This is a genomic window from Pseudomonas sp. M5, from assembly GCF_016907075.1.
GTDB lineage: Bacteria > Pseudomonadota > Gammaproteobacteria > Pseudomonadales > Pseudomonadaceae > Aquipseudomonas > Aquipseudomonas putida_E.
In genome coordinates this window covers 4828197-4841864 of the sequence record NZ_JAFBBH010000001.1, presented here as the reverse complement: position 1 = coordinate 4841864, position 13668 = coordinate 4828197, and the positions used below count along the sequence as shown (strand labels likewise).

General features: G+C 59.8%; 16 protein-coding genes. 10 read left to right on the top strand and 6 right to left on the bottom strand.

Features of this window, described 5'->3' with window-relative positions; genetic code table 11:
• Window positions 1-3: 3 nt before the first annotated feature.
• The 5 genes from JOE27_RS22020 to JOE27_RS22000 all read left to right on the top strand — a co-directional run bounded on the left by JOE27_RS22020 (window position 4) and on the right by JOE27_RS22000 (window position 3015).
• Window positions 4-975 carry an RnfABCDGE type electron transport complex subunit D gene (locus JOE27_RS22020; protein WP_204919899.1) on the top strand — a complete coding sequence of 324 codons (972 nt, stop codon included), beginning with the start codon at window positions 4-6 and terminating at the stop codon, window positions 973-975.
• A complete protein-coding gene (locus JOE27_RS22015; RefSeq protein ID WP_046787752.1) occupies window positions 972-1574 on the top strand; it encodes an RnfABCDGE type electron transport complex subunit G in 603 nt (200 codons plus the stop codon). The genes JOE27_RS22020 and JOE27_RS22015 overlap by 4 nt, the downstream gene beginning before the upstream one ends.
• Window positions 1567-2091 (top strand): Rnf-Nqr domain containing protein, encoded by a 525-nt coding sequence (locus tag JOE27_RS22010; protein WP_046787753.1) that lies wholly within the window; start codon window positions 1567-1569, stop codon window positions 2089-2091. The genes JOE27_RS22015 and JOE27_RS22010 overlap by 8 nt, the downstream gene beginning before the upstream one ends.
• Window positions 2092-2095: 4 nt before the next feature.
• Entirely contained in the window at window positions 2096-2734 is a 639-nt protein-coding gene (nth, locus tag JOE27_RS22005; protein WP_046787754.1) for an endonuclease III, read from the top strand.
• Window positions 2735-2838: 104 nt separating this feature from the next.
• Window positions 2839-3015 carry a hypothetical protein gene (locus JOE27_RS22000; RefSeq protein ID WP_046787755.1) on the top strand — a complete coding sequence of 59 codons (177 nt, stop codon included), beginning with the start codon at window positions 2839-2841 and terminating at the stop codon, window positions 3013-3015.
• A 45-nt stretch (window positions 3016-3060) separates the two neighbouring features.
• On the opposite strand, the gene JOE27_RS21995 is transcribed toward JOE27_RS22000, so the two are convergent.
• Complete coding sequence (locus JOE27_RS21995) at window positions 3061-3687, bottom strand: response regulator transcription factor (RefSeq protein ID WP_046787756.1); 627 nt, start codon at window positions 3685-3687, stop codon at window positions 3061-3063.
• Between the two features lie 362 nt (window positions 3688-4049).
• Here JOE27_RS21995 and JOE27_RS21990 point away from each other — a divergent pair, with 362 nt between their 5' ends.
• A complete protein-coding gene (locus JOE27_RS21990) occupies window positions 4050-4508 on the top strand; it encodes a hypothetical protein (RefSeq protein WP_115273718.1) in 459 nt (152 codons plus the stop codon).
• 295 nt (window positions 4509-4803) lie between these two features.
• On the opposite strand, the gene JOE27_RS21985 is transcribed toward JOE27_RS21990, so the two are convergent.
• Together JOE27_RS21985 and JOE27_RS21980 are read right to left on the bottom strand one after the other, a co-directional pair.
• On the bottom strand, window positions 4804-6021 hold the full coding sequence (locus tag JOE27_RS21985; RefSeq protein WP_046787758.1) for an argininosuccinate synthase: 1218 nt from the start codon (window positions 6019-6021) through the stop codon (window positions 4804-4806).
• 127 nt (window positions 6022-6148) lie between these two features.
• Window positions 6149-7123: an OmpA family protein gene (locus JOE27_RS21980; protein WP_046787759.1), complete on the bottom strand. Its 975-nt coding sequence runs from the start codon at window positions 7121-7123 to the stop codon at window positions 6149-6151.
• A 130-nt stretch (window positions 7124-7253) separates the two neighbouring features.
• Between JOE27_RS21980 and pyrC the strand changes: the two genes are divergently transcribed.
• Window positions 7254-8300, top strand: coding sequence for a dihydroorotase (gene pyrC / locus JOE27_RS21975; RefSeq protein WP_204919891.1), 1047 nt, complete (start codon window positions 7254-7256; stop codon window positions 8298-8300).
• The gene (gene rnt / locus JOE27_RS21970; RefSeq protein WP_046787761.1) at window positions 8297-8971 is read left to right on the top strand and encodes a ribonuclease T; all 675 of its coding nucleotides are present in this window, start codon (window positions 8297-8299) and stop codon (window positions 8969-8971) included. Before pyrC ends, rnt begins: the two co-directional genes overlap by 4 nt.
• A gap of 123 nt (window positions 8972-9094) precedes the next feature.
• Here rnt and JOE27_RS21965 read toward each other — a convergent pair whose 3' ends face one another.
• Window positions 9095-9697 (bottom strand): peroxiredoxin, encoded by a 603-nt coding sequence (locus JOE27_RS21965; RefSeq protein ID WP_012273884.1) that lies wholly within the window; start codon window positions 9695-9697, stop codon window positions 9095-9097.
• Between the two features lie 213 nt (window positions 9698-9910).
• On the opposite strand from JOE27_RS21965, the gene JOE27_RS21960 reads away from it, so the two are divergent.
• Both JOE27_RS21960 and bfr read left to right on the top strand, forming a co-directional pair.
• The gene (locus JOE27_RS21960) at window positions 9911-10132 is read left to right on the top strand and encodes a bacterioferritin-associated ferredoxin (protein WP_039601808.1); all 222 of its coding nucleotides are present in this window, start codon (window positions 9911-9913) and stop codon (window positions 10130-10132) included.
• A 200-nt stretch (window positions 10133-10332) separates the two neighbouring features.
• The gene (gene bfr, locus JOE27_RS21955; protein ID WP_046787762.1) at window positions 10333-10806 is read left to right on the top strand and encodes a bacterioferritin; all 474 of its coding nucleotides are present in this window, start codon (window positions 10333-10335) and stop codon (window positions 10804-10806) included.
• A gap of 57 nt (window positions 10807-10863) precedes the next feature.
• On the opposite strand, the gene grxD is transcribed toward bfr, so the two are convergent.
• Window positions 10864-11199: a Grx4 family monothiol glutaredoxin gene (gene grxD / locus JOE27_RS21950; protein WP_012313029.1), complete on the bottom strand. Its 336-nt coding sequence runs from the start codon at window positions 11197-11199 to the stop codon at window positions 10864-10866.
• 91 nt (window positions 11200-11290) lie between these two features.
• Window positions 11291-13399, bottom strand: a complete 2109-nt coding sequence (locus tag JOE27_RS21945; protein WP_204919889.1) for a molybdopterin oxidoreductase family protein — start codon at window positions 13397-13399, stop codon at window positions 11291-11293.
• Between the last annotated feature and the right edge of the window lie 269 nt (window positions 13400-13668).

The following is a 13668-nucleotide window of genomic DNA, read 5'->3' as shown; positions in this document are numbered from 1 at the left end:
ACCATGGCACCACCTGACCCACGCCTGCGCAAAGCCATGGGGCTGGTCTTGTTGGCCTGCCTGCCTGGCCTGCTGGCTTCGTTCTGGCTACTGGGGTGGGGCCTGCTCTGGAGCCTGGGGCTGTGCGCGATCACCGCTGTTTGCTGCGAGGCGGCAGCGCTGGCGTTGCGCAACCAACCGGTCACATCGGCACTGAGCGATGGTAGCGCCTTGGTCACTGCAGTGCTCCTGGCCCTCGCCCTGCCCACCGGGGCGCCGTGGTGGTTGCCGGTGATTGCAGCGGGGGTTGCCATAGGCCTGGGCAAGCAAGCTTTCGGCGGGGCCGGCCGTAACGTGTTCAACCCGGCGATGGTTGGGTACGCCTTCGTGCTGCTGAGCTTCCCATTGCAGATGAACCACTGGCCGGCACAAGCGCCAGGCTTGAGCGATAGTCTGCAGTTGGTCTTTGCCCATGGCGAGCAGATCGATGCGTGGGCTGGACCCACCGCACTCGACGGCATCAGGCACAACCGTAGCCTGACCATCGATGAGCTGTTCGCCAGCCACCCAGGCTTCGGCAACGTTGGCGGCCATGGCATCGAATGGGTCAATCTGGCGTTCCTGTCGGGTGGGCTTTTTCTGTTGCAGCGCAAGGTGTTCAGTTGGCATGCGCCTGCAGGTTTGCTGGCAGGATTGTTTCTGTTCAGCCTGCTGGCCTGGAATGGCTCCGGCTCGGACTCCAACGGCTCACCACTGCTACACCTGCTCAGCGGCTCGACCATGCTGGCAGCGTTTTTCATTGCCACGGAACCTGTTTCCGGCCCCAAGACCGACGTTGCCAGGCTGCTGTTCGGGCTGAGCGCAGGGGCTTTGATCTACCTGATCAGGACGTGGGGCAGTTACCCCGATGGTACCGCTTTCGCCATACTGCTGATGAACCTTGCGGTACCCTCGCTGGACCGCCTTGCCTTGCGGTACCGGCAGGTGAGGCCATGAGGCGCCACGTGCGCAGCGCATTGATACTGCTGGCAGTGGGCAGCCTGGCACTGGCGAGCACGTTGGCCTGGCAGCGCTGGACCCGCGCCCCCATCGCCGAGGCCGAGCAACAGTTTTACGCACGCCGGTTTCTCTCGGTGCTGCCCCCCCACAGCTATGACAATCAGCCACTGAGCACCCCGGTGCCACTCCCTGCAGAACAACCGCCGCATAGCCGCATAATGGCCGCCTACCGTGCTGACCGCGGCACGACCCCCGTAGCCGTCGTCCTGGTTAGCCAGGTACAGGGTTACGCCGCACCAATCCGTTTGACCATTGCCATAAACGTGCAAGGTCGACTGATCGGCACACAAGTGATCGACCATCAGGAAAGCCCGGGGCTCGGAGGACGCATCAGCGACCCGCAAGTGAACTGGCTCGCGCAATTTGCCGACCGTCGCCTGGAGGATCGCTGGGCACTCAAGCGCGACCAAGGTGATTTCGACCAGCTGGCCGGCGCGACGGTCACTTCGCGTGCGGTGATCGAGGCACAGCAGGATGCCCTGCGCTACTTCGACCAGCATCGTGCACTTCTGCTCGGGACGCTCGCCCATGACTAGGTTCTGGCTTTTGGTGGCAGGCCTTGCGCCTGTACTCGGCGCCACACGCACGCTCACTCAAGCCGCCGTCATCGGCACCAGCATGCTGGTGCTGACGGTGCTTCACCAGGCCCTGCTGACTCTTGTGCGCTCAAGGCTTGGCGGTGCGCTGTACACGCTGGCAAGCCTGCTACTGCTAGCGGCCCTTGTCAGTTGCCTGCAGATGGCATTGCGCGCCTGGGCGTTGCCGCTTGCCCTGGCGCTGGGTTACTTCCCGGCGCTGATCTGCCTGCAGTGCCTGGTTACGGACCACCTGTTGGTAGACAAGGACCGCTGGCGTCAACTTTGCCTGCAGATGACCGGCCTGATGGGCCTCTGCCTGTCGCTTGGCGTTATCCGTCAGTGGCTGACCGAGGGGCTGGGCATACCCTTGGCCAGTCTTGCTCCCGGCGCACTGATACTGCTCGGCATGCTGCTGGCCTTGTACAATCGTCTACGCCCGGGCCCCGCCCTCTCACGTCGTCAAGGAAAGCGTTGACCCCATGAATGCCGCAAAACGCCTGGAGATCTTTCGCAGGCTGCACGAAGACAATCCCGACCCCAAGACAGAGCTGGCTTACACCACCCCTTTCGAACTACTCGTGGCCGTGACACTGTCTGCACAGTCCACCGATGTCGGCGTCAACAAGGCCACTGCCCGCCTGTTCCCGGTCGCCAACACCCCCCACGCCATCTACGCACTGGGGGTCGAAGGCCTGAGCGAGTACATCAAGACCATTGGGCTGTATAACAGCAAGGCCAGGAATGTGATCGAAGCCTGCCGCTTGCTGATCGAACGGCATGGAGGCGAAGTTCCGCAAAGCCGTGAAGCGCTAGAGGCGCTGCCCGGTGTTGGCCGCAAGACCGCCAACGTGGTACTCAATACAGCCTTCCGCCAGCCCACCATGGCGGTCGACACGCATATTTTCAGGGTCAGCAATCGCACCGGTATCGCGCCGGGCAAGACCGTGCTGGAAGTCGAGAAAAAACTGCTCAAGTTCGTACCCAAGGATTATCTGCTCGATGCCCATCACTGGCTCATCCTGCACGGGCGTTACGTGTGCCAGGCACGCAAGCCACGTTGCGGCAGTTGCCGGATCGAAGACCTGTGCGAGTTCAAGCAGAAGACGTCGGACGATTGATTCGATAGCGACTTCATGCACGTCCCGATTGAAAAAATCTTTTTTACCAAACTTCGCTTTCTCGCTATAAGGACGGCCAATGGCCCCTTGGCTTGGAGCGACTCATGAGTACCGATAAAGACGAACTGTCGATCGAAGAAGACTTTGTCACAGCTGAAGACGACGCCGAACCTCTGGTTGAAACCGCAAAGACCAACCTGAGCAAGCGTCGCACCATTGACAACCTCCTCGAAGAGCGGCGCCTGCAACGGCAACTCGCCGATTTCGACTACGACCTGTAACGACACCGAGAAAGCCTCCCTCAAGGAGGCTATCTGTATTCAGGGTCACGTCAGGCCATGGCGCCGGGCCAATTCGATCAAGTCCACCAGCGAGTGAGCATTGAGCTTGAGCAGCAAACGGGTCTTGTAGGTACTGACCGTCTTGTTGCTGAGGAACATGCTGTCGGCTATCTCCTTGTTGGACCTGCCCCGGGCAAGTTGCTGAAGCACCATCATTTCCCGTGCCGACAGGCGATCGACCATCTCCGTCTCGCTGGCTCCCCCAACCCGGCCGCGCGACTTGTGCAATGCCTGGTTGGGAAAATAGCTGTAACCAGACAGCACGGCCTTGATCGCACTGAGCAGTTCGGTGAGCTCCTGTTGCTTGCACACATACCCTGAAGCCCCCGCCTGCATGCAACGCATCGAGAAATGCCCGGGCGCCTGCGAGGTAAGCACCAGCACCCGGCTGCCCGGGCTTGCCGAGGCCATGCGGGCAATGACCTCCAACCCGTCGAGCTTGGGAATGCCGATATCCAGCACCACGATATCGGGCAGGTGCTTCCTGGTTAGCTGCAAAGCTGCCACGCCGTTGTCGGTTTCCGCGACCACATCGTATCCATGCCGCTCCATCAGCATGCGCACTGCCAAGCGTATGACAGGATGATCATCCACGATAAGGACTTTATTCATGCGATATCCATTCATTCATTATTTGCTTTGACGACGCGCCACCATAACCGAGCAGCACGCATTATGGCGCGCCAATTCTCCGCGCAAACACATGAATAGATGAACCTTACGTCGGTTTAGGAATTTTCCTACAAAGCACAACTAATCATCCAATAGGAATACCTGTTTAGCCGCAGAAGCGCATTCTTCCTCGAAACAGAGATGAAAACCTGCATAATTCAACAATCAATCCAACATCAAAATAAAAACCTGTTTCAGACATTCCGAAATGCCGGGATCAATTTCCCCCCCCGGAAACGGTGCATAATTTGGTTGAGCGGCTCGGTAGGGTATTGATTGCAAAAACGCAGGAGGCCAACATCATGGCTGCAAACCAACCCACCGCCCAACCCACCGCCCCAATGACGATCATCGCCATCTTTGCAGGCATCATCGAGGCCTCTGCACTGGCAACACTTCCGTTTCTCAGCGAAAAAAGTCAGAGTCTCTATACCTGGTTTTTAGTGGGCTTTCCATTTTTTCTGACGGGGCTATTTTTCCTGACACTCAACTTCAATTACAAATCACTTTACAAGCCCGAAAGTACTTCCGTTGACGGTGCAACCAGTACGCCGCAACCGACAACTTTCGAAGCAGAACCTGTAACGGTCATGCTCTCGGGCCCTGATGCGCAAAGAATGATCGAGCAACATGTACTGAGGACGCTTGCACAACCTCAAGTTACAGGGGGCACCTGGATATACTGCAATCTGGACAAGCAGCAGTGTTTTCGCGTGTCGGTCTGTGAGTTACCGGAAAACGCGACACACCTGAGAAATTGAGCGGTACACGATCTTGCAGCCGAGGAAAACTTCTTCACGGATTGTCGGGCAGGTGGGTATTGGGAAGTGCATACAAAAACCCCGGCCGGGGCCGAATGCCAGTCAGTTAAGCCATATGGGGCCGCTTTGCGGCCCATCGCCGGCAAGCCAGCTCCCACAGGGGCCGCGCAGTACTTGAGGTCTGCGCTGTACCTGTAGGAGCTGGCTTGCCGGCGATGGGCTGCGTAGCAGCCCTAATGACGCTAACTGACTGGCATTAGCCCCAAGCCGGGGTTCATGCAATACGCTTGAAGCCTTAGAGCAACGCGCGGCCTTTGTTGGCAGCGATACGCATGCGCAGTGCATTGAGCTTGATGAAGCCCGCAGCATCGGCCTGGTTGTAGGCGCCGCCATCTTCTTCGAAAGTCGCGATGTTGGCATCGAACAGCGAGTCGTCGGACTTGCGGCCGACCACGGTGACATTGCCCTTGTACAGCTTCAGGCGCACAACACCGTTCACGTTGACCTGCGAAGCATCGATCATCTGCTGAAGCATCAGACGCTCCGGGCTCCACCAGTAGCCGGTGTAGATCAGGCTGGCGTACTTGGGCATCAGCTCGTCTTTCAGGTGAGCGACTTCGCGGTCGAGAGTGATCGACTCGATTGCACGGTGAGCCTTGAGCATGATGGTACCGCCCGGGGTCTCGTAGCAGCCGCGCGACTTCATGCCCACGTAACGGTTTTCGACGATGTCCAGACGGCCGATACCATTGGCACCGCCAATGCGGTTCAGGTCGGCCAGGACAGTGGCCGGGCTCTTCTCGACGCCATCGATGGCGACGATGTCACCATTGCGGTAGGTCAGTTCGAGGTAGGTCGCCTGGTCCGGAGCATTCTCCGGCGAGACGCTCCAGCGCCACATGTCTTCTTCGTGCTCGGTCCAGGTATCTTCCAGAACACCGCCTTCGTAAGAGATATGCAGCAGGTTGGCGTCCATCGAGTACGGCGACTTCTTCTTGCCGTGGCGCTCGATCGGGATACCGTGCTTCTCGGCGTAGTCCATCAGCTTCTCGCGGGACAGCAGGTCCCACTCGCGCCATGGGGCGATGACCTTGACGCCCGGCTTGAGTGCATAGGCACCCAGCTCGAAACGGACCTGGTCGTTGCCTTTGCCGGTGGCGCCGTGGGAAATGGCGTCAGCGCCGGTTTCGTTGGCGATTTCGATCAGGCGCTTGGCGATCAGCGGACGTGCGATGGAAGTACCCAGCAGGTACTCGCCTTCGTAGACGGTGTTGGCGCGGAACATGGGGAAGACGAAGTCACGCACGAACTCTTCGCGCAGGTCGTCGATATAGATCTCTTTGACGCCCATTGCCTGGGCTTTGGCGCGAGCCGGCTCGACTTCTTCGCCCTGACCCAGGTCAGCGGTGAACGTCACCACTTCGCAGTCGTAGGTATCCTGCAGCCACTTGAGAATCACCGAAGTATCAAGGCCGCCGGAATACGCCAGTACGACCTTTTTTACGTCCGCCATGCCATCACTCCACGGGGTTGTACGGAAAGGGGTCGATTCTACCGGCGTTGCGGATAAATTTACAGTGGGGCGACAGCTTCTGACGACAAAGCGACAGGAACTGTCAAAGGGGCGACGCCCTGCAGCGTCAGGAAGGTTTCGCAGCAGGCGGCACAGGAGCAGCGCTGGCGGGGCCTGGCGCAGGCGCCGTAGCGGGGGCCGTCGCTGGGGCCGGATGCTGGACAGGTTGGGCCGCAGGTTTCTCGACCGGCGTGACACGATCCAGTTCGATATTGACGCGCCGGTTGCGTGCGCGGTTTGCGGCGCTGTTGTTCTTAACCAACGGATAACGTTCGCCATGGAAGCGGACGGTGATCTGCTCCTCCGGTACCCCATGGGCCTTGAAGTAATCAGCAACCGCCAACGCACGGCGCCGTGAGGTATCACGGTTGGTCAAGCGATTGCCGCTGTTGTCGGAGTGGCCATTGAGCTCGATATGGTTGACCGTCGGATCGGCCTTCAAGTAATCCAGGACCACATCCAGTCGCGCCCGCGCCGCGGCATCCAGGTCTATGCCCCCTCCAGGGAACCCCACCTGCGTCTGGCGCACCTGGTCATAGTTCATCGCCAACATCTTGCCGGCACACGCCTGATAATCACTCCACGCCTTGGCAAAGCTCACCGGCAGCACACGCACTTCGATCGGCCGCCCCGCCTCCCCGGTATAGCTTCGCACCACCGTACTGCGGCCATCGAGCAGGCCATTGATCAAGCGGCTGGCCTGGCCTTGGGATGAACTGAACAGCACCCCAGTGCGCGCCAGCCGCACCGCCCCCAGGTTGATATCGCCACGGCCCGGCTGCCAAGGGGCCGCAGCCGCCAGCAGCGTAGCGGAACCGGCCCCCAGCACATTACTGCCAGAACGCAGCTGGAACACCGGCTGCTCCCCCGCCCGGCGCACGAACTCACCACTGCCGAAACCATCGATCGGCTGAATCAGGCGGCATTCGAACTGATCACCCTCGACTTTCCAGGCGATGTTTTCCATGCGGGTCTGGAAGGTCAATGCACCGGCCGGCAGGCTGGCGAACAGGGTCAACAGGGCTAGGTAACGCTGGCGCACGGGAGGCTCCAATAATTCTGACGGCTTACAGGCAGGCTATCGGACGCTTGCCGGAAAACTTGATAGCCGTGCTCGGGCGAGGGTTTTCCGGTAGCATTGGCGCCTGAGTTCGACCCGCCTGGAATCCCCAATGTCCGATCGCCTGACCCTCCTGCGTCCCGACGACTGGCACATCCATCTGCGCGATGGTGCCGTCCTGCCCCATACCGTTGGCGATGTGGCGCGTACTTTCGCCCGTGCCATCATCATGCCCAACCTGGTTCCTCCGGTACGCAATGCCGACGAAGCCGGGGCCTACCGTGAGCGCATCCTCAGTGCCCGTCCGGCCGGTAGCCGCTTCGAGCCGTTGATGGTGCTGTACCTCACCGACCGCACCAGCCCCGAGGACATCCGCGCGGCCAAGGCCAGCGGCATCGTGTACGCCGCCAAGCTGTATCCGGCCGGCGCCACCACCAACTCCGATTCCGGGGTGACCAGCATCGACAATATCTTCCCGGCCATCGAAGCGCTGGCTGAAGTCGACATGCCGTTGCTGGTGCATGGTGAAGTGACCCGCAGCGAGATCGACGTGTTCGACCGCGAAAAACGCTTCATCGACGAACACATGCGTCGCCTGGTCGAGCGCTTCCCCACGCTGAAAGTGGTGTTCGAACACATCACCACCGCCGATGCAGCGCAATTCGTCACCGAGGCGCCTGCCAACGTCGGTGCGACCATCACCGCACAGCATCTTTTGTACAACCGCAACCACATGCTGGTCGGCGGCATTCGGCCGCATTTCTACTGCCTGCCGATTCTCAAGCGCAACACCCACCAGGTGGCGCTGCTGGACGCGGCCACCAGTGGCAACCCGAAGTTCTTCCTCGGCACCGACTCGGCACCCCACGCCCGCCACGCCAAGGAAGCTGCCTGCGGTTGTGCCGGTTGCTACACCGCCTATGCGGCCATCGAGATGTACGCCGAAGCCTTCGAACAGCGCAATGCGCTGGACAAACTGGAAGGTTTCGCCAGCCTGCATGGTCCGGCCTTCTACGGCCTGCCGGCAAATACCGACACGATTACCCTGGTCCGTGAAGAATGGACTGCCCCGGACAGCCTGCCGTTTGGCGAGCAGACCGTGATCCCGCTGCGCGCCGGTGAAAAACTGCGTTGGCGCCTGCTGGAGGACAACGCGTGAGCGAAGACCTCTACGAAGACGAGCAGGACGGCCAGGCCAGCAGCGGTTCACGCCACCCGATGGCCGAGCGCTTCCGTGGCTACCTGCCGGTAGTGGTGGATGTCGAAACCGGCGGTTTCAACAGCGCCACCGATGCCCTGCTGGAAATCGCCGCGGTGACCATCGGTATGGACGAGAAGGGCTTCCTGTTCCCGGAGCACACCTACTTCTACCGTGTGGAGCCGTTCGAGGGGGCCAATATCGAGGCTGCCGCACTGGAGTTCACCGGCATCAAGCTGGACCACCCGCTGCGCATGGCGGTGAGCGAGGAAAGCGCGCTGACCGACATCTTCCGCGGCGTGCGCAAGGCACTGAAGGCCAACGGCTGCAAGCGGGCGATCCTGGTCGGCCACAACAGCAGCTTCGACCTGGGTTTCCTGAATGCGGCGGTGACGCGCAACGATCTGAAGCGCAACCCGTTCCACCCGTTCTCCAGCTTCGACACCGCCACCCTGGCTGGCCTGGCGTACGGCCAGACCGTGCTCGCAAGGGCCTGCCAGAGCGCGGACATCGACTTCGACGGCCGTGAGGCGCACTCGGCACGTTACGACACCGAGAAGACAGCCGAACTCTTCTGCGGCATCGTCAACCGCTGGAAAGAGATGGGCGGCTGGCGCGATTTCAACGATTGAGGCACAGAGCGGCAAGCTGCACGCTGCAAGAAAGAGCAGCCCGCATGCGCTCTGCTTTTCGCTTGAAGCTTGCAGCTAAAAAAAAACCGGCCACGAAGGCCGGTTTTTTTATGCGCTCGGCAATTACAGCTTGCCAGCGTTCTCGCTCAGGTAAGCAGCAACGCCTTCTGGCGAAGCGTTCATGCCCTTGTCGCCTTTCTTCCAGTTGGCCGGGCAGACTTCACCGTGCTCTTCGTGGAATTGCAGGGCATCGACCAGGCGCAGCAGCTCGTCCATGTTACGACCCAGCGGCAGGTCATTGATGATCTGCGAACGGACAACGCCGTTGGTGTCGATCAGGAAGGCACCACGGAAAGCCACGCCGCCTTCGGACTCGACGTCGTAGGCCTTGCAGATTTCGTGGGTCATGTCGGCTGCCAGGGTGTATTTGACCTGGCCGATACCGCCATTGTTGACCGGGGTGTTACGCCAGGCGTTGTGGGTGAAGTGCGAGTCGATCGAAACGCCGATCACTTCAACGTTGCGGGCCTGGAAGTCCGGAATGCGGTTGTCCAGGGCGATCAGCTCGGACGGGCATACGAAGGTGAAGTCCAGTGGGTAGAAGAACACCAGGCCGTACTTGCCCTTGATGGCCGAGGCCAGGTTGAAGCTGTCGACGATTTCGCCATTGCCCAGTACAGCCGGGACGGTGAAGTCGGGGGCTTTTTTGCCAACGAGTACGCTCATTGCAATCTCCTGATGAGGGTGAAGAACCGTTTGCCAGGCCAAGGCGGGCTTGCCCGACATCCAACAAAGGCCGACCATCATACACGGCTTCCGGTGACAGGCCGAATCCAACCGCCGGTCGCTCAAGCACGGCACTTACAGAAAGTGTTTTGACAAGCATTCTCATTACCATTACTCTCCACCCATCGACTCAACCAGCGATGGTCCGACTTTATGTATGTGTGTCTTTGTGTCGGCGTGACCGACGGACAGATCCGCGATGCGATCTATGAAGGATGCTGCAGCTACAAGGACGTCAGAGCCGCGACCAATGTCGCCAGCCAATGTGGCAAATGCGCGTGCCTGGCCAAGCAGGTAGTCCGCGAGACCCTGACCGAGCTTCAGGTGAGCCAGCAAGCCGCCCTGCCCTATCCGGTGGAATTTACTGCCGCCTGATATCGCCCAATTCGAAGAACCGGACCTCGTGTCCGGTTTTTTTATGCCTACAATTCAATAAGTTAGCGTCCCAACGCGGTTCACAAACATTCTTATTCCTATTAATTTTCACTTATTATTCAAGAACTTAGGTTTGACAGCCCTAAGTATCAGGCTCAAACTTCCCTGTATCGGCACACTTCTCAGGGCAGGAACCCGCAATGAAAGGCGACGTAAGCGTCATCCAGCATCTCAACAAGATCCTCGGAAACGAGCTGGTCGCGATCAACCAGTACTTCCTGCACGCACGCATGTACGAAGATTGGGGCCTGAACAAGCTCGGCAAGCACGAGTACAAGGAATCCATCGATGAGATGAAACACGCTGACAAGTTGATCAAGCGTATTCTCTTCCTAGAAGGCATCCCGAACGTACAGGACCTGGGCAAGCTGCTGATCGGCGAGCACACCAAGGAAATGCTCGAATGCGATCTGAAGATCGAGCAGAAAGGCCTGGTCGATCTCAAAGCCGCCATCGCCCACTGCGAAACCGTCGGTGACTTCGGCTCGCGTGAACTGCTTGAAGACATCCTCGAATCCGAGGAAGAACACATTGACTGGCTGGAAACTCAATTGAGCCTGATCGACAAGATCACCATCGAGAACTACCTGCAGTCGCAGATGGGCGAAGAGTAAATTCCGGCCCCATAAAAAAACCCGCCATGAGCGGGTTTTTTTATGCTTGCCGAAAGATCAGGCTTCGGAAGCCTTGGCCTTGGCAGCGGCGTCCTTGATCAGTGTCTGCAGCTCACCGTTCTCGAACATCTCCAGCATGATGTCGCTACCGCCGACCAGCTCGCCAGCTACCCACAGTTGCGGGAAGGTCGGCCAGTTGGCGTATTTAGGCAGGTTGGCGCGGATTTCCGGGTTCTGCAGGATATCCACGTAAGCAAACTTTTCGCCACAACCCATCACAGCTTGCGATGCCTTGGCCGAGAACCCGCATTGCGGGGCATTCGGCGAGCCCTTCATGTAAAGCAGAATGGTGTTGTTGGCAATCTGCTCTTTGATCGTTTCGATGATATCCATGGAACACCTCGTCTGAACTTTCCGACTCGATGGTCGGCACGGTGACGCATTGTATCGGAAACCTGAGCCTAATGCTCGGCATTGCCGGTGCTCAGGCGGCGCTCACGTGCACGGGTACGCCATTGAGCGCCGCATTCCCGGAAACAGCGTCACGCAGACGCTCATCGGTCAGGTCATTGGCACTGATGCCGGGTTGCGCCTGGGCGATCTGCAGGTTGACGCCCTGGCGGCCATGACCGAAACCATGCGGCAGGCTGACCACACCAGGCATGATGTCCTCACAGGCCTGCACCTCGACTTCCAGGTCACCGGTGCGCGAACGGATGCGTACCCGCTGGCCATCCTCCAACTGCCGCTGGCGCATGTCCTGCGGATGCATCAACAACTGATGGCGTGGCTTGCCTTTGACCAGGCGATGGTAGTTGTGCATCCACGAGTTGTTGCTGCGTACATGGCGACGCCCGATAAGCAGCAAATCACCCGCTACTGCCGGTACGCATTCGGCCAACCGGCGCAAGTCCTCCAGCACAATCTGGGGCGCCGCCTCCACGGCGTTGCTGGCAGTCGCCAGGCGCCCTCGCAGATTAGCGCCCAAGGGGCCCAGATCGAGGCCATGAGGGTATTGATCAAGCGTTTCAAGCGAAAGCTTGCGGGGACTTTCGTCGCCATAGCGGCCCTTGCGCAACGCCAGGTCGATCATCTGCGCAGGTGCCATGGTCGGTTTCAGTTCCAGTTCTGCACGCTTGGCAAAGGCTTGCGCCAGGCCAACGAAAATTTCCCAGTCGTGCAAGGCGCCTGCAGGCTTGGCCAGTATGGCCCGGTTGAAGCGGGTGACATTACGCACAGCCAGCAGGTTGAAGGTGCTGTCGTAATGGTCGTTTTCCAGTGCCGAAGTAGACGGCAGGATCAGGTCGGCGTGGCGGGTCGTCTCGTTGATGTAAAGGTCGATGCTGAGCATGAACTCCAGCCCCTGCAGCGCCGCATCCAACTGCCTGCCATTGGGGGTGGACAGCACCGGGTTACCGGCGACGGTCACCAGGGCCCGCACCTGCCCCTCGCCGGGCGTGAGCATTTCCTCGGCCAGGGCCGCCACGGGCAGCTCACCAGCGTATTCGGGCAACCCCGACACGCGGCTCTGCCAGGCATTGAAATGCCCGCCCGAGGTGCTCGCCACCAGATCCACGGCAGGCTCGGTGCACAGCGCACCGCCTCGACGATCCAGGTTGCCGGTTACCAGATTGATGACTTGCACCAGCCAGTGGCACAAGGTGCCGAAAGCCTGTGTCGACACGCCCATGCGGCCATAGCAGACCGCCTTGTCGGCAGCGGCGAAATCCCGTGCCAACTGCCGAATGCTGGCAGCATCGATGCCGCACTGGGCGCTCATGGCTTCGGCGGTGAACGGCTTGATCGCCGTGCGCACCTGCTCCAGGCCATTGACCGGCAGATGCGAACCACGCGCCAGGCCTTCATCGAAGAGGGTATTGAGCAAACCGCACAGCAGCGCCGCATCGCCGCCGGGGCGCACGAACAGGTGCCGGTCGGCCATGGCGGCAGTTTCACTGCGTCGCGGGTCCACCACAACCAGTTGCCCGCCTCTCGCTTTCAAGGCCTTGAGGCGCTTTTCCACATCCGGCACGGTCATGATGCTGCCATTGGAGGCCAAAGGATTGCCCCCGAGGATCAGCATGAAATCGGTGTGATCGATGTCCGGGATCGGCAACAGCAGGCCGTGGCCATACATCAGGTAGCTGGTCAGGTGCTGAGGCAACTGGTCCACAGAGGTGGCGGAAAAACGGTTACGTGTCTTGAGCAGCCCCAGGAAGTAATTGCTGTGGGTCATCAAGCCGTAGTTGTGCACGCTCGGGTTACCCTGGTAAACCGCCACCGCGTTACGCCCATGTGCCTGCTGTATCGACCACAGCTTATCGGCGGCCAGGGCAAAGGCCTCCTCCCAACTGATGGCCTGCCATCGCTCCCCCACCCGTCGGTGCGGTTGGCGCAGGCGGTCCGGGTCATCCTGGATATCCTGCAAAGCCACGGCCTTGGGGCAGATGTGGCCACGGCTGAACGGGTCCTGGGGGTCGCCCTTGATTGCACTGATGCGCGCCTCCCCGTCGCTTTCATGGCTGACTTCGATGTTCAGCCCGCAGATCGCCTCACACAGGTGGCAGGCACGGTGATGCAGGGTCTTGGTCATGGCTGCCTCTGCCTTGCAATTGTTGAAAACCGACTATGCCCCCTGCCCTTGCACCCTGCCAGCGCGCTTCGCAGCGTGAATCTCCCGACATCAGGCGCACGATTTGCGACAGCCATTTGCCAAATTGCCAGCAAGCCGTGTACAACCTCTGTAGCAAATAAAAAACAGCGCAGGCTCAAGGGGTAACGACACCCTTTGCAACAGAGCCGCTGTTCCCCCTCTTGGTTTTAGGCGACATTTAATTATAGTATTGCGCCTTTCCCTATTTC